The 23,771-nt window shown below is 77.2% G+C and carries 1 protein-coding gene (running past one end of the window); it reads right to left on the bottom strand.

Going from position 1 to position 23,771, the window contains the following annotated elements; translation table 11 throughout:
• Nucleotides 1–23,771, bottom strand: partial view of a type I polyketide synthase gene (locus ACWDRR_RS30975; RefSeq protein ID WP_449775562.1) — the 5' portion only. 4,855 nt of this gene lie to the left of the window's left edge; only the first 23,771 of its 28,626 coding nucleotides appear in the window; it begins with the start codon at nt 23,769–23,771; its stop codon lies beyond the left edge, outside the window.

Raw genomic sequence — 23,771 nt, 5'->3', positions numbered from 1 at the left:
AGCAGGTCCCAGAGGTCCTCGGGCGAGCGGACGCCGCCGGGGTAGCGGCAGCTCATCCCGACGATCACGACCGGGTCGTCGGCGTCGCCGGCCGGGGCGGGTGCGGCCGGGACGGCGCTCACCTGCTCCTCGGTGCCCAGCAGTTCGGCCCGCAGGTGCCCGGCGAGCGCGGCCGGTGTCGGGTAGTCGAAGACGAGCGTGGCCGGCAGGGCGAGACCGGTGGCGGTGTTGAGCTGGTTGCGCAGGTCGACGGCGGTCAGCGAGTCGAAGCCGAGGTCCTTGAAGGCGTGGCCCGCCGGGATGTCGCTGCTGTCGGGGTGGCCCAGCACGGCGGCCACCTCGGTGCGCACCAGCGACAGCAGCGCCTCGGCCCGGTCGGCCGCGGAGCGGGCGAGCAGCTCGGCCCGCAGGGTGCCGGCGGTGGCCGCCTGCTCCTGCGCTCCGGCCGTCGCCCGGGCCACGGCGGCGCGTGCCTCGGGCAGTGCCGCGAAGAACGGGTTCGGCCGGGACCGGGCGAAGGCCGGCGCGAACCGGTCCCAGGCCACGTCGACCACCGTGACGGTCGGCGCGCCGTCCGCGACGGCGCGGGGCAGCGCCGAGAGCGCCTGCCCGGGGTCCATGACGGGCAGCCCGCTGAGCCGCAGGTGCTGGGCGAGGGAGGCCGGGGTGGTGTCGGCCCAGGCGCCCCACGCGACGCAGAGCGCGGTCGCCCCTCGGGCGTGGCGGCGCTCGGCGAAGGCGTCCAGGTAGGCGCCGGCCGCGGCGCCGGCCTCCTGGCCCCTAACGCCCCAGGTCCCGGCGATCGAGGCGAACAGCACGAACGCGTCCAACGGGCGGTCCCCGAGCGCCGCTTCGAGGGCGTCGAGGCCGGCGTGCAGCCGGGGCAGCTCGGTGCTGTGGCCGGTGTGGAGCACGGCGGTCAGCGGGAGCCGCTCGGGGACGGCGGCGAGGGCTTCCGCCAGGGTGGCGGGGTCGGCCGGATCGCCGGTCACGGGGGTGAACCCGACTCCGAGCCCGGCCAGTTCGGCGGCGAGCGCGGTCGGGGCCGCGTCCTCCGGCCGGTCCGGGCCGAGCAGCAGCAGGTGGCCGGCGCCCCGGTCGGCGAGCCAGCGGGCCGTCCGTCCGCCGAGACCGGCGGTCTCGCCGATCACCAGGACGGTGCCGCTCGGCCGCCAGCCGGGGGCCGCCGGGTCGCTCGCGGCCCGGACGAGCCGCCGGGCGAAGACGCCGGAGGTACGCAGGGCGAGCTGGTCCTCGCCGTCGCCGCGGGTCAGGGCGGCGCGCAGCCGGCCCGCCGAGCGCTCGTCGAGCTCCTCCGGGAGGTCGATCAACCCGCCCCAGCGGTCCGGGTGTTCCAGTCCGGCCACCCGGCCCGCCCCCCAGACGGCGGCCTGCGCCGGGTCGGCCGGTGCGTCGGCCCGGGTGACCGGGACGGCTCCCCGGGTGGCGCACCAGACGGGGGCGTCGAGGCCGGCCGCGGCCACCGCCGCGACCAGCGCCTCCGGCCGGGCCGGGCCGGTCGGCAGGGGTTCGCCGCCGGTGGCGAGCAGCGACAGCACGCCGGCGACGGGGGTGTCGAGCTCCGCCAGGCGGGCGACCAGCCCGTCGTGGTCGGCGGGGTCGGCCTCGACCAGGACGGTGTCCGGGCCCAGCGCGGCGGCCAGCGCGGCCGTCCGGGCCTCGGTGGCGCGGCCGGCCGGGACGAGCGCCAGCCAGGCGCCGGTGTGCGGCGGCGTGCTGGGCGCCGCGGCGGCCAGCGGCTGCCAGGCCACCCGGTAGCGCCAGCCGTCCACGGTGGACTGCTCGGAGCGCTTGCGGCGCCAGGCGGACAGGGCGGGGAGCAGCGCGGACAGCGCGGCGCCGTCGCCGTCGCCGTCGCCGAGTTCGAGCGTGGAGCCGAGCTGGTCGAGGTCCTCGCGTTCCACCGCGGACCAGAAGGCGCTGTCCGCCGGGTCGGCGGCCGCGACCGGTGCGGGTGCGGGCTCCGGCCAGTACAGCTCGCGCTGGAAGGGATAGGTCGGCAGGTCGACCCGGCGGGCGCCGGTGCCCGCGTAGAACGCGGCCCAGTCGACGGGCAGGCCCGCGACGTGCAGCCGGGCCAGGCCGGTGACCAGCGCGGTCTCCTCGGGGCGGTCCTTGCGCAGCACGGCCGCGGCCACCGCCGACCCGTCCAGGACCTGCTGGGCCAGCGCGGTCAGCACTCCGTCGGGGCCGAGCTCCAGGAAGGCGTTCGCGCCGGCCTCGGCCATCGCCCGCACGCCGTCGGCGAAGCGGACGGTCTCCCGGACGTGGCGCACCCAGTACTCCGGTGTGCCGACCAGCTTGGGCGTCGCGAGGTCGCCGGTCAGGTTGGACACCAGCGGGATCGAGGGCCGGCCGAAGGACAGGCCCGCCACCACGGCGCGGAACCCGGCCAGCATCGGCTCCATCAGCGGCGAGTGGAAGGCGTGCGAGACGCGCAGCCGGCTGGTCCTCCGGCCCTGCTTCTCGAACTCCCGCGCGGCGCGCAGGACGTCCTCCTCCGCTCCGGACAGCACCACGGACCGGGGGCCGTTCACGGCCGCGATCGACAGCAGCTCCCCGAGCAGCGGGAGGACTTCGCCTTCGGTCGCCTCGACCGCCACCATCGCCCCGCCCGCGGGCAGCTCCTGCATCAACCGGCCGCGCGCCGCCACCAGGGCGCAGGCGTCGGCCAGCGGGAGGACGCCCGCCACGTGCGCGGCCGCGACCTCGCCGATCGAGTGCCCGGCGACGAACTCCGGCCGGACCCCGAGGGATTCGACCAGCCGGAACAGCGCCACCTCGATCGCGAACAGCGCGGCCTGGGCGTGCGCCGTCCGGTCGAGCTGCTCCGCGTCCTCGCCCCAGACCACCTCGCGCACCGGCTCGAAGCCGGGCTGCGCGCAGACCGCGTCGAAGGCCTCCGCGAACACCGCGAAGCGCCCGTACAACTCCCTGCCCATGCCGAGGCGTTGCGAGCCCTGGCCGGAGAAGAGCACGGCCGGCGAGCGGTCCGCGGCGACGCCCCGGGCCAGTTCGGCGCCGCCGAGCAGCACCGCCCGGTGCCCGAAGCCCGCCCGCCCGGAGGCGAGCGAGAAGCCGACGTCCAGCGCGGACGCCTCCGCCACCCCCGACACCCGCTCCAGCTGGGCGGCCAGCGCCGCCGAGGACTTGCCCGACACCACCCACGGCGCCGCCGAGAGCGGGACGCGGGGAGCTTCGGCGGGCTCCTCGACGGCCGGCGCCTGCTCGACGATCACATGGGCGTTGGTCCCGCTGACGCCGAAGGCGGACACGCCCGCCCGGCGCGGCGCCCCGGTGCTCGGCCAGGGCTGCGCCTCGCGCAGCAGCGTCACGGCGCCGCCCGCCCAGTCGACGTGCGAGGACGGCTCGTCCACGTGCAGCGTCCTCGGCAGCACGCCGTGGCGCATCGCCATCACCATCTTGATCACACCCGCGACACCCGCCGCCGCCTGGGTGTGCCCCAGGTTCGACTTGACCGCGCCCACCAGCAGCGGCCGTTCCCGGTCGCGCCCGTAGGCCGTGATCAGCGCGTTGGCCTCGATCGGGTCGCCCAGCGTGGTGCCGGTGCCATGGGCCTCCACCGCGTCGATCTGCTCGGGCCGCAGGCCGGCGTCCGCCAGCGCCTGGCGGACGACGCGCTGCTGCGCGCGACCGTTCGGCGCGGTCAGCCCGTTGCTCGCGCCGTCCTGGTTGACGGCCGCGCCGCGCAGGAGGCCCCAGACCTGGTGGCCGTTGCGGCGGGCGTCGGACAGCCGCTCCAGCACCAGCACGCCGGCGCCCTCCGACCACGCCGTGCCGTCCGCCGAGTCGGCGAACGCCTTGCACCGGCCGTCGGGGGCCAGGCCGCCCTGGGCGGTGAACTCGACGAACGCGTCCGGGCTGGACATCACCGACACCCCGCCGGCCAGCGCCAGCGAGCACTCGCCGCTGCGCAGCGTGCGTGCGGCCAGGTGCATCGCCACCAGGGCGGAGGAGCAGGCGGTGTCCACGGTGACGGCCGGGCCCTCCAGGCCCAGCGTGTAGGAGAGCCGCCCGGACATCACGCTGGCCGTGTTGCCGGTGGCGACGTGGCCCTGGACCTCGGCCGTGCCGCGGCGCAGCACCGAGGTGTAGTCCTGGCCGTTGGTGCCGACGAAGACGCCGGTGGCGCTGCCGCGCAGCGCGTCCGCGGCGATGCCGGCCCGTTCCAGCGCCTCCCAGGTGGTCTCCAGCAGCAGCCGCTGCTGGGGGTCCATCGCGATCGCCTCACGCGGCGAGATCCCGAAGAACCGGGCGTCGAACCGGCCCACGCCGTCCAGGAATCCGCCCTGCAGCGTGGCCGAGGCGCCGCGCCCGAGGGCTTCGAGGTCCCAGCCCCGGTCGGCGGGGAAGGCCGAGATGACGTCCTCCCCCCGCTCCAGCACCCGCCAGAGGTCCTCGGGGGACTCCACGGCGCCGGGGAAGCGGCAGCCGATGCCGACGATCGCGATCGGGTCGTCCGCCACCGTCCCGGCAGCCGGGGTGACCGAGTCGCGGTCGCGGTCCTGGTCGCGGTCCTGGTCCTGGTCCTGGTCCGGCAGCGAGCCGAGCAGTTCGGCGAGCAGGAAGCCGCCGAGCGCCTGCGGGGTGGGGTGGTCGAAGACCAGCGTGCTCGGCAGGCGCAGTCCGGTCGTGGCGGTCAGGGCGTTGCGCAGCTCCACGGTGGTGAGCGAGTCGAAGCCGAGGTCGGTGAAGGCCTGGTCGGCCTCGACGGCCGAGGCGTCGGCATGGCCCAGCACGGCGGCCGCATGGGCCCGGACCAGGTCCTGGACCAGGCGGGCGCGCGCGGCGCCGGTGAGTTCTGCCAGCCGCTGCCGCAGGCCGGACTCCTGACCGGTCGTGACCGCCCCGGCCGGGGTCGGTGCCCGGTGCAGCTCGGGCAGGTCGGGCAGGTCGGCGACCAGCGGGTTCGGCCGCAGGGCGGCGAACACCGTGGCGAAGCGCTGCCAGTCGATGTCCGCGACGGCCACCACCGGGTCGTCCTGGCCGAGGGCGTGGCCCAGCGCGGCCAGCGCGAGCCGCGGGGCCATCGGCGCGAACCCGCCCCGGCGCACCCGTGCCTCGACGCCCGCGCCGTCGGCGGCCATGCCGGCCTCGGCCCAGGGGCCCCAGGCGACGGAGGTCGCGGGCAGGCCCTGGTCCCGCCGCTGCTGCGCGAAGGCGTCCAGGAAGGCGTTGGCGGCGGCGTAGTTGGCCTGTCCGGCGGCGCCGAACGTGCCCGTGGTGGAGGAGAAGAGGACGAAGGCCGACAGCTCGGCGTCGCGGGTCAGCTCGTGCAGGTTCACCGCGGCGTCGAGCTTGGGGCGCAGGACGGCCGTGAAGCTCTCGGCGCCCAGGGTGTCGAGGACGCCGTCCGCGACCGCACCGGCGGTGTGGAACACGGCGGTGAGCGGCAGCTCCGCGGGCACGGCGGACTCCAGGACGGCCGCCAGCCGCGCCCGGTCGGCCACGTCGCAGGCAACCAGGGTGACCCGGGCGCCCAGTGCGGTGAGTTCACGGCTCAGCTGCTCCGCGCCCGGTGCCCCGGGGCCGCGGCGGCCGACCAGCAGCAGGTGCTCGGCGCCCCGGCCCGCCAGCCAGCGGGCGACGTGCCCGCCGAGGCCGCCGGTGCCACCGGTGACCAGCACGGTGCCGGTGGGGGCGTACTCCCGGGCCGCCGGCCGGTCGCCGACCGGGTGGTGGGCGAGCCGGCGCGCGAAGGTGCCGGCGGGGCGCAGCGCCAGCTGGTCCTCGCCCGTGCCCCCGGCCAGCACGGCCGCCAGCCGGCGGACGGCGCTCGCGTCGACCGTCTCCGGCAGGTCGACCAGGCCGCCCCAGCGCTGCGGGTGTTCGAGCGCGACGGTGCGCCCGAGGCCCCAGACCGCGCTCTGGACGGGGTCGGTGAGGCGGTCGGCGCGGCCGGTCGCGACGGCGCCCCGGGTCAGGCACCAGAGCGGTGCCTCGATCCCGGCGTCGCCGAGGGCCTGCACCGTGGCGGCGGCCGACAGCAGGCTGTCCCCGCCCGGCCCGATCAGGGCCAGCACCCCGGCGAACTCCTGCTCCTCGGAGCGCAGTTCACGCAGACTCCCGGCCAGCGCGGCCCGGTCCGGCCCGCTGACCGCCCGCCGGACCGGGCCGTCGAACAGCGCGTCGAGCCACGCGTGGCCGGCGGTGTCGCCGGCGTTGTGGCCAGCGGTGTCGCCGGCGGTGTCGCCGGCCGGGAGGAGGACCAGCCAGGTCCCCGCGGGGCGCGCGGCCCCCGAGTCGGCGAGCGGCTTCCAGCTGACGCGGTAGCGCCAGCCGTCCACCGTCGAACGGTCGCGCTGCCCGCGGCGCCAGGTCGACAGCGCGGGCACCATCACCCGCAGGGTGTCGTCGTCCAGGTGCAGTCCGGCGCCGAGCGCCGGCAGGTCGGCGCGTTCCACCGCCGACCAGAAGCGCGCGTCCGCCTCGTCCGGTCGGCCGGTGGGCCGGGCGGCGGCCTCGGGCCAGTACCGCCGGCGCTGGAACGGATAGGTCGGCAGCTCGACGCGGCGGGCGCCGGTGCCGGCGAAGACCGCGTCCCAGTCCGGCCGCACGCCGTTCGCGTGGAGCCGGGCGAGTGCGCCGGTGACGGTCGCCTCCTCGGGCCGGCCGCGGCGCAGCAGCGCGATCGTGGCCGGGCCCGCCGCGTCGCCGAGGGTGTCCCTCGCGGCGGCGGCCAGCACCCCGTCGGGGCCCAGCTCCAGGAAGGTGGTGGTGCCCTGCTCGGCGAGCAGGCGCACGGCGTCCGCGAAGCGGACGGTCCGGCGGACCTGGTCGACCCAGTAGTCGGGCGAGCAGAGCTGCTCGGCGGTGGCGAGTTCACCGGTGACGGTGGAGACCACCGGGATCACCGGCGGGTGGTACGTCACCGTGGCGGCGACCTTGCCGAACGCGGCGAGCATCGGCTCCATCAGCGGCGAGTGGAAGGCGTGCGAGACGCGCAGCGGCTTCGCCCGGCGCCCCGCGGCCGTGAACCGGTCGACCAGCGCCCGGACGGCCGCCTCCTCGCCCGCGACGACCACGGAGGCCGGCGTGTTGACCGCGGCGACCGAGACCGCCGCGTCGAGCAGCGGCGTCACCTCCTCCTCGCTCGCCTCCAGGGAGGCCATCGCGCCCCCGGCGGGCAGCGCGGCCATCAGCCGGCCGCGGGCCGCCACCAGGCGGCAGGCGTCCTCCAGCGAGAGCACGCCCGCCACGTGGGCGGCGGCGAGTTCGCCGACCGAGTGGCCGACCAGGTGGTCCGGCCGCAGGCCCCAGGACTCGACGAGCCGGTAGAGCGCGACTTCGAGCGCGAACAGCGCGGGCTGGGTGTAGCCGGTGTCGTCCAGCAGCCCGGCCTGCGCGGTGTCCGCCCCGGCGAACAGCACCTCCCGGACCGACTGGTCGGGTTCGAGGTCGAGTGCGAGGTCGAGGCGGTTCAGGACGGCGTCCAGGGCCTCGGCGAAGACCGGGTGGCGCGCGTAGAGCTCCCGGCCCGCCCCCGGCCGCTGGCTGCCCTGTCCGGTGAAGAGGAAGGCCGGCCGGCCCCGGGCGGCCCGGCCGGTGACCAGGGCGCCGTCCGGCAGGCCGTCGCGCAGGGCCGTGAGGGCGCGTTCCAGCTCCTCGCGCCGCCCGGTCACCACGGCGGCCCGGCGCTCCAGCGCGGAGCGGGTGGTGGCGAGCGAGAACGCCAGGTCGGTCAGCGGCAGTTCGGGCCGGCGGCCGAGCAGGGACAGCACCCGGTCGGCCTGGGCGCGCAGCGCGGGCTCGGTCCGCGCGGACAGCACCACCGGCACGGCGGGCCCGGTGACGATCGGCGCGTCGGACCCGACGGCGGGCTCGGCCCCGGCGGACTCCGGGACGGCCGGCCCGGCGACGGCCGGCGCGTCGGACCCGGCCGCCGGCGGCGCCTGCTCCAGGACGAGGTGCGCGTTGGTGCCGCTGAGCCCGAAGGAGGAGACGCCCGCCCGGCGCGGACGGCCCGTCCCCGGCCAGGCCCGCTCCTCGGTCAGCAGCTCGATCGCCCCGGCCGACCAGTCGACGTGCGAGGACGGCCGGTCGACGTGCAGCGTGGGCGGCAGCACGCCGTGCCGCAGCGCCATCACCATCTTGATCACCCCGGCCACCCCCGAGGCCATCTGGGTGTGCCCGATGTTCGACTTGACCGAGCCGAGCAGCAGCGGGCGCTCCCGGTCCTGGCCGTAGGTCGCGAGCAGCGCCTGCGCCTCGATCGGGTCGCCCAGCCTGGTGCCGGTGCCGTGCCCCTCCACCACGTCGACCTCGGCGGCGCTCAGCCGCGCGTTCGCCAGCGCCTGGCGGATCACCCGCTGCTGCGCGGGGCCGTTGGGCGCGGTCAGGCCGTTCGAGGCGCCGTCCTGGTTGACGGCGCTGCCGCGCACCACGGCCAGGACCCGGTGCCCGTTGCGCAGGGCGTCGGAGAGCCGCTCCACCAGGACCAGGCCGACGCCCTCGGCCAGGCTCATGCCGTCGGCGGCCTCGGCGTACGCCTTGCAGCGGCCGTCGGCGGCCATCGCCCGCTGCCGGCTGAAGCCGACGAACGCGTTGGGCGTGGCCATGATGCTCACCCCGCCGGCCAGCGCGAGCGTGCTCTCCCCGTTGCGCAGCGACTGGCAGGCCAGGTGCAGCGCGACCAGCGAGGAGGAGCAGGCGGTGTCCAGGGTGACGGCCGGGCCCTCGAAGCCGAAGGTGTAGGAGAGCCGCCCGGACAGCACGCTGGGGATGGTGCCGGTGATCAGGTGCCCCTCGGCGCCGTCCTGGCCGGAGCCGCCGGAGAGGTAGTCCTGGTAGCTCGCGCCGATGAAGGTGCCGGTGCGGCTGCCGCGCAGCGCGGCGGGGTCGATGCCGGCCCGCTCCATCGCCTCCCAGCCGGTCTCCAGCAGCAGGCGCTGCTGCGGGTCCATCGCCAGCGCCTCGCGCGGCGAGATGCCGAAGAACGCGGCGTCGAACTCGGCCGCCTCGTGCAGGAATCCGCCGCGGGTCGAGTAGGTGCGGCCCGGGCGGTCCGGGTCCGGGTCGTACAGCCCCTCGGCGTCCCAGCCCCGGTCGGGCGGGAACTCCGTGATGGCGTCGGCGCCCCGGGAGACCAGCTCCCACAGGGCCTCGGGCGAGCCGGCCCCGCCGGGGTAGCGGCAGCTCATGCCGATGACGGCGATCGGGTCCTCGTCGGCGGTGGCGGCGCCCGCGTGCTGCGGCGCCGCCGCGGCCGCCGCCGGCGCACCGGCGATCCGGGTGCGGAGGAAGTCCACCAGGGCGAGCGGGTTGGGGTGGTCGAAGACCATGGTGCTCGGCAGCGTCAGCCCGGTGACGCCGGCCAGCCGGTTGCGCAGGTCCACGGCGGTCAGCGAGTCGAAGCCGACCTCGCGGAAGGCCCGCTGCTCGGACAGGACGTCGGGCGAGGCGTGGCCCAGGACGGTGGCCGCCTCGGCGCGGACCAGGTCCAGCAGCACCCGGTCCTGTTCGACGCTCGGCAGGGCCCGTAGCCGGGAGGCGAACTCACCGTCGCCGGAGGGCCGTTCGGCCGCCGACCGGAGGCTCTGCACCTCGGGGATCCGCTCGAAGAGCGCGGTGGGGCGGCCGGAGGTGAAGACCGGGTGGTAGCGGTCCCAGTCGATGTCGGCGACGGCCAGCACGCCCTGCTCGTCGAGGGCCGGGCGCAGCGCGGCGAGGGCCTGCCGCGGGTCCATGAAGACCAGGCCGCTGCGGCGGATCCGGCCCGGTTCCACCCGGCCGAGTTCGAGGTCGTCGGCCCAGATGCCCCAGGAGACGGCGGTGGCGTGGGCGCCGCGGGCCCGGCGGTGCTCGGCGAGCGCGTTGAGGTAGGCGTTGGCCGCGACGTACGCGGCGTGCTGCCCGCTGCCCCACAGGCCGGCGGTGGAGGAGTAGAGGACGAAGGCGTCGAGCTGGTCGTCGTCCAGCAGTTCGTCGAGGTGCCGGGCGCCGGCGACCTTGGCGTGCACGACCCTGGCGAACGCCTCGGGGGTGGTCTCGTCCAGCCCGGCGAGTTCGATCACGGCGGCCGTGTGCACCACGGTGCGGACGGTGTGGCCCTCGGCGGTCAGCCCGGCCAGCAGGCGGGCGACCGCCTCGCGGTCGGTGAGGTCGCAGGCGACCACGGTGGCCGCGCAGCCGCGCTCGGCGAGTTCGGCGACGAGTTCGGCCGCGCCGGGCGCCGCCGGGCCGCGGCGGCTGGTGAGCACCAGCCGCTCGGCGCCCTGGTCGGCGAGCCAGCGGGCCAGGTGCGGGCCGAGCGTTCCGGTGCCGCCGGTCACCAGGGTGGTGCCGCGCGGTGTCCAGCCGGCGGCGGGCGCGGCCCCGGCGGCGGCGCGCACGATCCGCCGGGCTAGGGCCCCCGAGGGCCGGATCGCCACCTGGTCCTCGCCGGTGCGGCCGGTGAGGACGGCGGCCAGTCGCTCGCCGGCCCGCCGGTCCAGGGTCTCGGGCAGGTCGACCAGACCGCCCCAGCGCTGCGGGTGCTCCAGGGCGACGGTCCAGCCGAGGCCGTGGATCTGTGCCTGGACGGGGTTGGTCAGCCGGTCGGAGCGCGCGGTGGAGACCGCGCCCCGGGTGAGGCACCACAGCGGCGCGTCGATGCCGGCGTCGCCGAGGGCCTGGACCAGGGCGAGGGTCCGGGCGAGGCCGGTGGAGAGCGCCGGGTGGCGTTCGTCGGCCGTCTCGTCGGCGGCCAGCGTCGACACGATTCCGGTGAACTCGCCCAGTTCCCGCAGGCGTTCGGCCAGGGCGGCGCGGTCGGTGCCGCCCTCGTCCAGCGCCAGGCGCCCCAGCTGCGCGCCGTGCGCGGTCAGTGCCTCGGCGATGTCCCGCGCGTCGGTGGCGGCGCCGGTGACGAGCAGCCAGCCGCCCGGGAGCGCGGCCGTGCCCAGGGCGCCGAGCGGCTCCCACGCGGCCCGGTAGCGCCAGGAGTCGACCGTGGCGCGGTCGCGGCGGCGGCGGTGCCAGTCGGAGAGCGCGGGCAGCACCGGCGCCAGCGAGCTCCGGTCGAGCCGCAGGTTCGCGGCGAGCGTGTCGACGTCCTCCTCCTCGACGGCGCTCCAGAAGGCGGTGTCCGCCGGGTCCGCCGCGCCGGCGCCCTGCGCCACGGCCGGGACGGCCCACAGGTGCTCGCGCTGGAAGGCGTAGGTCGGCAGGTCGACCGGGCGGGCGCCGGTGCCCGCGAAGACCGGGGTCCAGTCCACCCGGACGCCCTGGACGTGGGCCTCGGCGAGCGAGGCCAGGAAGCGGTCCGTGCCGCCCTTGTCGCGGCGCAGGGTGCCGACGACGCTCGCACGGGCGCCGGCGTCCTCGGCGGTCGCCTGGACGGTCATGGTCAGCACCGGGTGCGGGCTGACCTCGACGAAGACCCGGTGGTCCTGGGCGAGCAGCTCCCGCACGGCGGGGTCGAAGCCCACGCGCTCACGCAGGTTGCGGTACCAGTACCCGGCGTCCAGCCCGGTGGTGTCCAGCCAGTCGCCGGTCACGGTGGAGAAGAACGGCACCCGGGCGGCCCGCGGGCGCACCGGTGCCAGCGTCGTCAGCAGCTCCTCGCGCAGCAGCTCGACCTGGGTGGAGTGGGAGGCGTAGTCGACCGCGATCCGCCGGGCCCGGACGTTCTCGGCGGCCAGGTCGGCGATCAGCGCGTCCAGTTGCTCCGGCGGGCCGGCCACCACCACGGTGTGCGGGCCGTTGACGGCGGCGACGGTGACGTCCCCGCCGCGGGCCCGCAGGCGCTCCTCGGTCTCGGCCGCCGGCAGCGGGACGGAGACCATGCCGCCGGAGCCGGCCAGCACCCGGCCGATGGCCCGGCTGCGCAGCGCGACCACCCGGGCCGCGTCCTCCAGCGAGAGGGCGCCGGCCACCGCGGCGGCGGCGATCTCGCCCTGCGAGTGCCCGAGCACGGCGTCCGGCCGCACGCCGTAGGACTGCCACAGGTGGGCCAGCGACACCATCACCGCGAAGGACGCGGGTTGGACGACGTCGACCCTCTCCATGGCCGGCGCGCCGTCGGCCCGGCGCAGCACGTCCACCAGCGACCAGTCGACGAAGGCCGACAGCGCGGCGGCGCACTCGTGCAGGCGCTCGGCGAAGACCGGCGACTCGTCCAGCAGCCGTGCTCCCATGCCGGCCCACTGGGACCCCTGGCCGGGGAAGACGAAGACGGTCCGGCCCTCGGCCCCGGTGACGCCCTGCACGACGCCGGCCGAGGACTCGCCCGTGCTCAGGGCCGCCAGGCCCTCCCGCAGGGTCGCCGGGTCGGTGCCGAGGACCACCGCGCGGTGCTCGAACAGCGCGCGCGAGCCGACGAGGGAGTGGCCGACGTCGACGGGGCGCAGGTCCGGGCCGTGGACGGCGAGGTTGGCGGCCTGGGCGCGCAGCGCGCCCGGCGTCCGGGCGGACAGCAGCCAGGGGACGACGCCACCGGCCGGGTCGGCCGTCCCGTCCGGCTCGACCGCGGCGGGGCGCGGTGCCTCCTCCAGGACGGCGTGCGCGTTGGTGCCGCTGATCCCGAAGGAGGAGACCGCGCAGCGGCGGGTCCGCTCGCCGCCGCGCCACTCGACGGGGTCGTTGAGCAGGGACACCGTGCCCGGGGTCCAGTCGATGTGCGAGGACGGCCGGTCGGCGTGCAGGGTGCGCGGCAGGGTGCCGTGGCGCAGCGCCAGCACCATCTTGATCACCCCGGCGACGCCCGCCGCCGACTGGGTGTGGCCGATGTTGGACTTGACCGAGCCGAGCAGCAGCGGGCGCTGCGGGTCGCGGCCCTGCCCGTAGGTGGCCTGGAGGGCCTGCGCCTCGATCGGGTCGCCGAGCGAGGTGCCGGTGCCGTGCGCCTCGACCGCGTCGATGTCGCCCGCGCCGAGCCCGGCGTTGCTCAGCGCCTGCCGGATCACCCGCTGCTGGGCGGGCCCGTTGGGCGCGGTGAGGCCGTTGCTGGCGCCGTCCTGGTTGATCGCCGAGCCGCGCACCACGGCGAGGACCCGGTGGCCGTTGCGCTGCGCGTCGGAGAGCCGTTCCAGGACGAGGACGCCGATGCCCTCGGCGAGGGTCATGCCGTCGGCGTCGTCGGCGAAGGACTTGCAGCGGCCGTCGGCGGCCAGCGCCCGCTGCCGGCTGAAGGCGATGAAGGAGGCCGGGTTGGTCATCACCGTCGCGCCGCCGGCCAGGGCCAGCGAGCTCTCGCCGTTGCGCAGCGACTGGCAGGCCAGGTGCAGCGCGACCAGCGAGGAGGAGCAGGCGGTGTCCACGGTGACGGCCGGGCCCTCCAGGCCGAACAGGTAGGCCAGCCGCCCGGACAGCACGCTCGGGCTGCTGCCGGTCACGGCGTGCCCGGCGGAGCCGTCCGCCATGCCGAGCCCGTACTCCTGGTACGTCGAGCCGATGAAGGTGCCGGTGGGGCTGCCGTGGACCGCGGCCGGGTCGATGCCGGCCGACTCGAAGGCCTCCCAGGTGGTCTCCAGCAACAGGCGCTGCTGCGGGTCCATGGAGAGCGCCTCGCGCGGCGAGATGCCGAAGAAGCCGGGGTCGAACTCGCCCGCGTCGTGCAGGAACCCGCCCTGCGTGGTGTAGGCCTTGCCGGGCGCGTCCGGGTCCGCGTCGTACAGCCCGGTGGTGTCCCAGCCGCGGTTGACCGGGAAGTCGGAGATGGCGTCGGTGCCCCGGGAGACCAGCTCCCAGAACTCCTCGGGCGAGCGGACCCCGCCGGGCAGCCGGCAGCCCATGCCGACGATCGCGATCGGCTCGTCGAAGCGCCCGGCGGCGGCGGGCGCGGTGGCCGCCCCGGCCTCGGCGAGGCCGAGGATCCGGCCGCGCAGGAAGCCGGCCAGGGCCAGCGGGGTCGGGTGGTCGAAGGCCATCGTGCTCGGCAGCGCCAGACCGGTCAGCGCGGCCAGCCGCTTGCGCAGCTCGACGGCGGTCAGCGAGTCGAAGCCCGCGTCGCGGAACGCCCGCTTCTCCGCGACCCCTTCGGCGGAGGCGTGGCCGAGGACGACGGCCGCCTCGCGCCGGACCAGCTCGACCAGCACCCGCTGCTGCTCGGCCTCGCCCAGGCCGGCCAGCCGGCGGGCGAACTCCGACGCGGGGCCGTCGGCGTCCTGCTCGGCCGCCAGGACGGCCCGGGCCTCCGGCAGTTCGGCGAGCAGCGCGCTCGGCCGGGCGGCGGTGAAGACGGGGGCGTACCGCTCCCAGTCGACGTCGGCCACCGTCACGGTCACCTCGCGCTGCAGCACCGCGCGGCGCAGCTCGGCGATCGCCGATCCGGGCGTCAGGAACCGCAGCCCCTGGCGCCGCAGGCTCTCCGCGACGGCCTGGTGGGCGGCCATGCCGGCCCCGGCCCACGGGCCCCAGGCCACCGAGGTGGCGGGCAGTCCGCGCGCCCGCCGGTGCTCGGCGAGCGCGTCGAGGTAGGCGTTCGCGGCGCCGTAGGCGCTCTGCCCGGCGCTGCCCCAGACACCGGCGACGGAGGAGACCAGCACGAAGAAGTCCAGCTCGCGGTCGTCGAGCAGCGCGTCGAGGTTGGCGGCGCCGCGCAGCTTGGCGGCGGTCAGTTCGGCGATCTCGGACAGCGGTGTCGCGTCCAGCGGCGCGGCCTGGCCGACGCCCGCCGCGTGCACCACACCGGTCAGCGGGTGCTCGGCCCCGATACCGGCCAGCAGGGCGGCCAACTGCTCGCGGTCGGCCACGTCGCAGGCCGCGACGGTGACCTCGGCGCCGTACTCCGCCAGTTCGGCGACCAGTTCGCGGGTGCCGGGGGCGTCCGGGCCGCGCCGGCCGGTCAGTACCAGGTGCTGCGCACCGCTGCGGGCGAGCCAGCGGGCGGTCTCGGCGCCGAGCGCCCCGGTACCGCCGGTGATCAGCACCGTCCCGGTGGCGGTGAAGTCGGCGGCCCGCGGCAGTTCGGCGCCGGGGTGGCGGACCAGGCGCCGGCCGTGGGCGGTGCCCGCGCGCAGCGCGAGCTGGTCCTCCGCGCCCTCTCCGCCGCGCGCCGCCAGGGCGCTGACCAGCCGCTGCACGGTGGGCGTGTCGAGTACGGGAGGGAGGTCGACGAGCCCGCTCCACTGCTGCGGGCGTTCCAGTGCGGCCACCCGCCCCAGGCCCCAGACCGCGGCCTGCACGGGGTTGGCGAGCGGGTCGCCCGCGCCGGTCGAGACCGCGCCCCTGGTGACCGTCCAGAGCGGCGCGGTCGAGCCGGTGTCGCCCAGGGCCTGGGCGAGCACCGCGCTCAGTGCGAGGCCGGTCGGCAGCCCGGTGCCGGTGAGGACCGGTCCGTCGGCCAGCGGGAGCAGTGACAGGATGCCGGAGACGGCGCCGAACGCGCCGATCCGGGCGGCGAGTTCGGCCCGGTCGAGGCGGTCCTCGGCCAGCACCAGCCGCTCGAGGCGGGCTCCGTGCCCGCGCAGCGCGCCCAGCAGTTCGCCGTCCTCGACCGCGTCGGTGGTGACCACCAGCCAGCTGCCGTCCAGGACCGGTGCGGCGTTCGCGCGCACCGGCTGCCACGCCACCCGGTAACGGGCGGCGTCCAGCAGGGTCTGCTCCTGCTGGTGGCGGCGCCGGTCCGACAGGGCGGGGAGCAGGGCGTAGAGGCCGGCGTGCTGCTCGTCGCGCAGCCCGAGCAGGGCGGCCAGTTCGGCGGCGTCCCCCCGGTCGACCGCTCCCCACAGCGCCGGGTCGGCCTGGTCGGCCGGGCCCCCGGCGGTGGGGGCGGCCGTGGTCTCGGGCCAGTACCGCTCGTGCTGGAAGGCGTAGGTCGGCAGGTCGACCAGGTGGGCCCCGGTCGGGGCGTAGAACCGCTCCCAGTCCACCGGGACGCCGCGCACGTGCAGCCGGGCCAGTGCCGTGGTGGCGGCCTGCTCCTCGGCGCGGTCGGGGCGCAGCAGCGGCACCAGGTCCAGGCCCGGCTCGTCGCCCAGGACGTCCTGGGCGAGCGCGCAGAGCACACCGTCCGGACCGATCTCCAGGAAGGTGGCCGTGCCCGAGGCGCGCAGGGTGCGCACGCCGTCGGCGAAGCGGACGGTGCGGCGCACCTGGGCGACCCAGTGCTCGGGCGAGGCCAGCTGCTCCCCGGTCGCGAGCTCGCCGGTCACGCCCGACACCAGGGCGATCCGCGGCTCCCGGAACGCGAGCGTGCCGACCACCTGCCGGAACTCGGCCAGCATCGGGTCCATCAGCGGCGAGTGGAAGGCGTGCGAGACGCGCAGCCGCTTGGCCTTGCGGCCCTGGGCGGCGAACTCCTCGGCGATCCGCAGGACTTCGGCCTCGTCGCCGGCGATCACCACCGCCCGCGGGCCGTTGACCGCCGCCACCGACACGCCCGGCACCAGCCGCGCCAGCACCTCGTCCTCGGTGGCCTGCACCGAGACCATCGCCCCGCCGGCGGGCAGCGCCTGCATCAGCCGGGCCCGGGCGCGGACCAGCGTGGCCGCGTCCGGCAGCGAGAGCACGCCCGCGACGTGCGCGGCGGCGATCTCGCCGACCGAGTGGCCGAGCAGCGCGGCGGGCCGGACGCCCCAGGACTCGACCAGGCGGAACAGCGCCACCTCGATCGCGAACAGGGCGGGCTGCGCGTAACCGGTCCGCTCCAGCAGCTCCGCCTCGGGTGTGCCCGCGGCCGCGAACAGCACCTCGCGCAGCGGCCGCTCCGGCCCGGCGTCCAGCTGCGCCAGCACCTCGTCCAGCGCCTCGGCGAACACCGGGAACCGGGCGTGCAGTTCACGCCCCATCCCGAGCCGCTGCGAGCCCTGGCCGGCGAACAGGAAGGCCGGGCGGCCGGCGCCGCCGGTCTCGCCCTCGACCAGGCCGGCGGCCGGGGAGCCCTCGGCCAGGGCGGCGAGCGCGTGCAGCAGCTCCTCCCGGCCGCCGCCGACGACGACCGCCCGCTGCTCGAACCCGGACCGGGTGGTCGCCAGCGAGCGGCCGAGGTCGACCGGTCGCAGCTCCGGGCGCGCCGTCACGAAGGCCCGCAGCCGGGCCGCCTGGTCCCGCAGCGCCGCCCGGCTGCGGCCGGCCAGCGGCCAGGCCACCACGCCCGGCGTGAGCGCGGGCTCCGGCGCGGCCTCCCGCTGCTGCGGCGCCTGCTCGACGATCAGGTGCGCGTTGGTGCCGCTGAAGCCGAAGGAGGAGATGCCGGCCCGGCGCGGCCGGCCCGTCTCGGGCCAGGGCAGCGGCTCGGTGACCGGCTCCACCGCCCCCGACTCCCAGTCCACGTGGGAGGAGAGCCGTTCGGCGTGCAGCGTGCTCGGGACGACGCCGTGGCGCATCGCCAGCACCATCTTGATCACGCCCGCGACGCCGGCCGCCGCCTGGGTGTGCCCGATGTTCGACTTGACCGAGCCGAGGTGCAGCGGGCGTTCCCGGTCCTGCCCGTAGGTGGCGAGCAGCGCCTGCGCCTCGATCGGGTCACCGAGCGCGGTGCCCGTGCCGTGCCCCTCGACCACGTCCACGTCGGCGGTGCGCAGCCCCGCGGCGGCCAGCGCCTGGCGGATCACCCGCTGCTGCGAGGGGCCGTTCGGCGCGGTCAGCCCGTTCGAGGCGCCGTCCTGGTTGACGGCGCTGCCGCGCACCACCGCCAGCACCTGGTGCCCGTTGCGCCGCGCGTCGGAGAGCCGCTCCAGGACGAGCACCCCGACGCCCTCGGACCAGCCGACCCCGTCGGCGCCGTCGCCGTAGGCCTTGCAGCGCCCGTCCGGGGAGAGCCCGCGCTGGCGGGAGAACTCGATCAGCGAGGTCGGGGTGGACATCACCGTGACGCCGCCGGCCAGGGCCAGCGAGCACTCGCCGGCCCGCAGTGCCTGCATCGCCCAGTGCATCGCGACCAGCGAGGAGGAGCAGGCGGTGTCCACGGTGACGGCCGGGCCCTCCAGGCCGAGCACGTAGGAGACCCGCCCGGAGGCGATGCTCGGCGAGGTGCCGCTGCCCTGGTACCCCTCGTACTGACCGCCGGTCAGGTGGGCCGCGTAGTCGTTGTACATCACACCGGCGAAGACGCCGGTCCGGCTGCCGCGCAGCGAGAGCGGGTCGATCCCGGCGCGTTCGACCGCCTCCCAGGAGGCCTCCAGCAGCAGCCGCTGCTGGGCGTCGGTGGCCAGCGCCTCGCGCGGGCTCATCCCGAAGAACGCGGGGTCGAACTCGGCGGCCTCGTGCAGGAAGCCGCCGTAGCGGGTGTAGGCGGTGCCGAGGTGGTCCGGGTCCGGGTCGTAGAGCGCGTCGAGGTTCCAGCCCCGGTCGGTGGGCAGCCCGGAGATCGCGTCGGTGCCCTCGCTGACCAGGCGCCACAGGTCCTCGGGCGAGGCGACCCCGCCCGGGTAGCGGCAGCCCATGCCGACGATCACGATCGGGTCGCCGTCGGCGGCGACGGCGGGCGCGGCCTCGGCCGGCCGGTCGTTCCGGGCGCCCATCAGCTGGTCCAGCACGTGCCCGGCCAGCGCCGTCACGGTGGGGTAGTCGAAGACCGCGGTGGCCGAGGTCCGCAGGCCGGTGACCGCACCGAGCCGGTTGCGCAGTTCCACGGCGGTGAGCGAGTCGAAGCCGAGGTCCTGGAACTGCCGCAGCGGGTCGACGTCCGCCGGGCCGGCGTGCCGCAGCACCGCGGCCACCTGGGCGCGGACCAGCTCCACGACCGCCTCGGTGCGGGCCGCGCCGTCCAGCCGGGAGAGCCGCTGCGCCAGGCCCGCGGCCGCCTCCGGGCCGGCCACCACCGAGCGCCGGACCGGGGTGCGGATCAGCCCGCGCAGCAGCGGCGGCACCTCGCCCCGGGCGCGCAGCGCCGCGAGGTCCAGGCGCACCGGCAGCAGCGCGGGCCGGTCCAGGGCGAGCGCGGCGTCGAAGAGCGCCAGGCCGTCCCGCTCGGCGAGCGCGGGCGTGCCCAGCCGGGCGAGCCGCGCCAGGTCGGCCTCGGTCAGGCCGCCGGTCATGCCGCCGGTCGCCCCGTCCGACGGTGCCCAGGGGCCCCAGCCCAGCGAGACGCCCGGCAGCCCCTCGGCGCGGCGCAGCCGGACGAGGGCGTCGGCGAAGGCGTTGGCGGCGGCGTAGTTGCCCTGCCCGGCCGCTCCGACGGTGCCGGAGAGCGAGGAGAAGACGACGAAGGCGGCCAGGTCGAGCCCGCGGGTCGCCCGGTGCAGGTGCCACAGCGCGTCGGCCTTGGGGCGCAGCACCGCGCCGATCCGCTCCGGGGTCAGCGCGTCGATCACGCCGTCGTCCAGCACGCCGGCCGTGTGCACCACCGCGGTGAGCGGGTGTGCGGCCGGTATGCCGGCCAGCAGCCGCCGCAGCGCGGCGCGGTCGGTCAGGTCGCAGGCCGCGACGGTGACCAGCGCGCCCAGGCCGCGCAGCTCCTCGGCCAGTTCGGCGGCTCCCTCGGCCGCCTCGCCGCGCCGGCTCGCCAGCAGCAGGTGCCGTACGCCGCGCGCGGTGACCAGGTGCCGGGCCAGCACCCGGCCGAGCCCGCCGGTGCCGCCGGTGACCAGGACGGTGCCCTCGGGGTTCCAGTCGCTGCCGCCGCCGAGGTCGGCGGGGGCGCCGGCCCTGGTCAGCCGGGCCACCAGCACCGCGCCGTCCCGTACGGCCAGCTGCGGCTCCTCGGCGGCGAGCGCCTGCGCGGGGACGACCACGCTGTCCGGGTCCAGGTCCAGCAGCCCGAACCGGCCGGGGTGTTCGGCCTGCGCGGAGCGCACCAGGCCCCAGACGGCGGCGGCCGCCGGGTCGCTGACGGCCTCGCCGGTCACGGCCACCGCGCCGCGGGTCACGACGACCAGGCGCGCGTCGGCGCGGGCCTCGTCGCGCAGCCAGGACTGCAGCCGCTCCAGCACCCGCGCCGTCAGGGCGTGGGCGGCTTCGACCGGACCGTCACCGGTGGCACCCGCCACCGGGAGCAGGACCACCGGGGGCAGCGGAGCGGTACCGTCGGTCGGTTCGAACCCGAGCCCGAACGGGTCCTCGCCGAGCACCGCGACCGACCCGGGGGGGTTCACCGAGCCCGCGCGCAGCCGGGGCCAGCTCAGCTCGAACAGCGCCTCCCTCGGCAGCGCTCCTGCGGCGCCCGGCCGGCCGTCGGGGAGCGCGCGCAGCACCAGCGACCCGATCGAGGCGACCGGGCCGCCCTCGGGGTCGGCCACCGCGATCGACACCGCGTCGTCCGCGGCCCGGCCGAGCCGTACCCGCAGCGCCGAGGCCCCGCCGGCGTGCAGGGTGACGTCCTGCCAGGCGAACGGCACCGCACCGGAGCCGAGGCCGCCGGGCTCGCCGGGCTCCAGGAAGGCGCAGGCGTGCAGCGCCGCGTCCAGCAGCGCGGGGTGCAGACCGAAGGCCCCGGCCTCGGTGCCGCTCCGCCCGGGCAGCGCGACCTCGGCGAACACCTCCTCGCCACGGCGCCAGACGGCGCGCAGGCCCCGGAAGACCGGCCCGTACCCGAAGCCGCCGTCGCCGAGCCGCTCGTAGAGCCCGTCCAGGGCCAGCGGCTCCGCGCCGGCCGGCGGCCAGGCCTCGGCGGCGAACCGCTCGGTCGCGGCCCGCTCCTCACCGGCCGCCAGGACGCCCGCGGCGTGCTGCGTCCACGGCCGGTCCTCGGCACCGTCCGGCCGGGAGTGGATGCCGAGCGTCCGGCGGCCCGACTCGTCGGGGCTGCCGACCCACACCTGCACCTGGACCGCGCCCTGCTCGGGCAGGGTCAGCGGAGCGGTCAGCGTCAGCTCCTCGACCAGCTCGCAGCCGACCTCGTCACCGGCGTGCACGGCCAGTTCCAGGAAGGCGGTACCGGGCAGCAGCACGGCGCCGCGCACGGCGTGGTCGGCCAGCCAGGGGTGGGTGTGCACGGAGAGCCGCCCGGTCAGCAGCAGGCCCTCCGAGTTCGCCAGCGAGACGGCGGCGGCCAGCAGCGGGTGGTGCGCCGCACCGAGCCCGGCGGCGCGTACGTCGCCGGTGCGGCCGAGCACGCTCCTGGGCCAGAAGCGGCGGTGCTGGAACGCGTAGGTCGGCAGGTCCACCGGCCGGGCGCCGGTGCCGGCGAAGTACGGCTGCCAGCGGACCGGGATCCCGCGCACGTGCAGGCCGGCCACCGCCTCGGTGAGCGTCCGGGTCTCCGGGTGGCCCGCGCGCAGGACGGGCAGGGCCACCGGGCCGCCGTCGCCGGTGCCGTCGCCGGCCCCGTCCAGACAGGTCTGGGCCAGGGCGCTGAGCACGCCGTCGGGGCCGAGCTCCAGGAAGGTCCGGGTGCCGTGGCCGCTCAGCCAGGAGACCGCGTCGGCGAACCGGACGGTCCGGCGGGCGTGGTCCACCCAGTAGGCGGCGGAGGTCAGTTGCTCGACCGTGGCGGGCACGCCGGTCAGCGTCGAGACCACCGGCAGCGCGGGAGCCTGCGGCGACAGCCCGGCCACCACCTGCCGGAACTCCTCCAGCATCGGGTCCATCAGCGGCGAGTGGAACGCGTGCGAGACCCGCAGCCGCTTGGTCGTGCGGCCCAGCGCGCCGAAGTGGTCGGCGACCGCGGCGGTCGCCCCGGCCGTCCCGGACACGACCACGGCGGCGGGGCCGTTGACCGCGGCGATCGACACCTGCTCGGCCCGGCCGTCGACCAGCGGCGCGACCTCCTCCTCACTCGCCTCCAGCGAGATCATCGCTCCGCCGGCCGGCAGGGCCTGCATCAGCCGGCCGCGCGCGAGCACCAGGGTCGCGGCGTCGGCGAGCGAGAAGACCCCGGCCACGTGCGCGGCGGCGATCTCGCCGACCGAGTGGCCCAGCAGGAAGTCCGGCCGGACGCCCCAGGACTCGACCAGGCGGAACAGCGCCACCTCGATCGCGAACAGGGCGGGCTGCGCGTAACCGGTCCGCTCCAGCAGCTCCGCCTCCGGCGTGCCCGCGGCCGCGAACAGCACCTCGCGCAGCGGCCGCTCCAGCCCGGCGTCCAGCTGACCCAGCACCTCGTCCAGCGCCTCGGCGAACACCGGGAACCGGGCGTGCAGTTCACGCCCCGCCCCGAGCCGCTGCGAGCCCTGGCCCGCGAACAGGAAGGCCAGCCTGCCGCGGCCCTGGGTGCTGCCCCGCAGCAGCCCGGCCGGCATCGGGTCCCCGTCGGCCAGGCCCCGGAGGGCGGCCAGCGCCTCGGACCGGTCGGCGGCGACCACGGCCGCGCGGTGCTCCAGGCCGGACCGGGTGGTGGCCAGCGAGAAGGCGGTGTCGGTGGCGCTCGGCGCCGCGCCGACGGCCTCGACATGTTTGACGTGCTCGGAGCGGTCGGAGCCGTCGGGGTCCAGGAAGGCCACCAGCCGTCCGGCCTGGGCCCGCAGCGCGTCGACGCTGCGGCCGGACACCAGCCAGGGCAGCACCCGGGCCTCGACCGAGGGCTCCGGCGCCTCGCCGGTCCCGGGCGCCTCGCCGACCTCCGACGCGTCGTCGATCTCCGGCGCCTGCTCGATGATCGCGTGCGCGTTGGTGCCGCTGAGCCCGAAGGAGGAGACGCCGGCCCGGCGCGGCTCGGCCCCCTGCGGCCAGGCCGTCCGCTCGGTGAGCAGGCGCACCGCCCCCGACGCCCAGTCGACGTGCGAGGACGGCGCATCGACGTGCAGCGTCTTCGGCAGCACGCCGTGCCGCATCGCCAGCACCATCTTGATCACCCCGGCGACGCCGGCCGCCGCCTGGGTGTGGCTGATGTTCGACTTGACCGAGCCGAGCAGCAGCGGACGCTCCGGGTCGCGGCCCTGCCCGTAGGTGGCCAGCAGTGCCTGCGCCTCGACCGGGTCGCCGAGCGCCGTCCCGGTGCCGTGCGCCTCGACCACGTCGACCTGGTCCGCCGAGAGCCTGGCGTTGATCAGCGCCTGTTCGATCACCCGCTGCTGCGAGGGGCCGTTGGGCGCGGTCAGCCCGTTCGAGGCGCCGTCCTGGTTGACGGCGGTGCCGCGGACCACGGCGAGCACCCGGTGCCCGTTGCGGCGGGCCTCGGAGAGCCGCTCCAGCACCAGGACGCCGACGCCCTCGGCCCAGCCGGTGCCGTTCGCCGCGTCCGCGAAGGACCGGCAGTACCCGTCGGCGGCCAGCCCGCCCTGCCGGGCGAACTCGACGAAGGTGGTGGGGCTGGACATCACCGTCACGCCGGCGGCCAGCGCCAGCGTGCTCTCCCCCGCGCGCAGCGACTGGGCGGCCAGGTGCAGCGCCACCAGCGAGGAGGAACAGGCGGTGTCCACGGTGACGGCCGGGCCGACCGCCCCGAAGAAGTAGGAGAGCCGGCCGGAGATGATGCTGGTGGCATTGCCGGTCAGGACGAAGCCCTGCACGTCGTCGTCCGGCCCCACCCGGTAGTCCTGGGGCATCGCGCCGACGAAGACGCCGGTCCGGGTGCCACGGACCGAGGCGGGGTCGATGCCCGCCCGCTCGAAGGCCTCCCAGGAGGATTCCAGCAGGACGCGCTGCTGCGGGTCCATGGACAGCGCCTCGCGCGGCGAGATGCCGAAGAAGTCGGGGTCGAACCGCGCCGCGCCGTGCAGGAACCCGCCCCGGATCCCGGTCGGCCCGTCCTCGGCGTCGAGTTCCCAGCCCCGGTCGGCCGGGAAGCCCGAGATGCCGTCCTCGCCGTTGACGAGCATGGTCCAGAGGTCCTCCGGGCCGGCCACCCCACCGGGGAAGCGGCAGCTCATCCCCACGATGGCGATCGGCTCGTTCGCCGCGGCCTCCAGCTCGTTCACCCGAAGCCGTGAGCGCTGGAGGTCCGCGCTCGCCCGCTTGAGGTAGTCCCGGAGCTTCTGTTCCTTGTCCAT

The sequence above is a fragment of the Kitasatospora sp. NPDC003701 genome, assembly GCF_053587085.1.
This window is presented reverse-complemented; position numbering and strand designations above follow the sequence as displayed.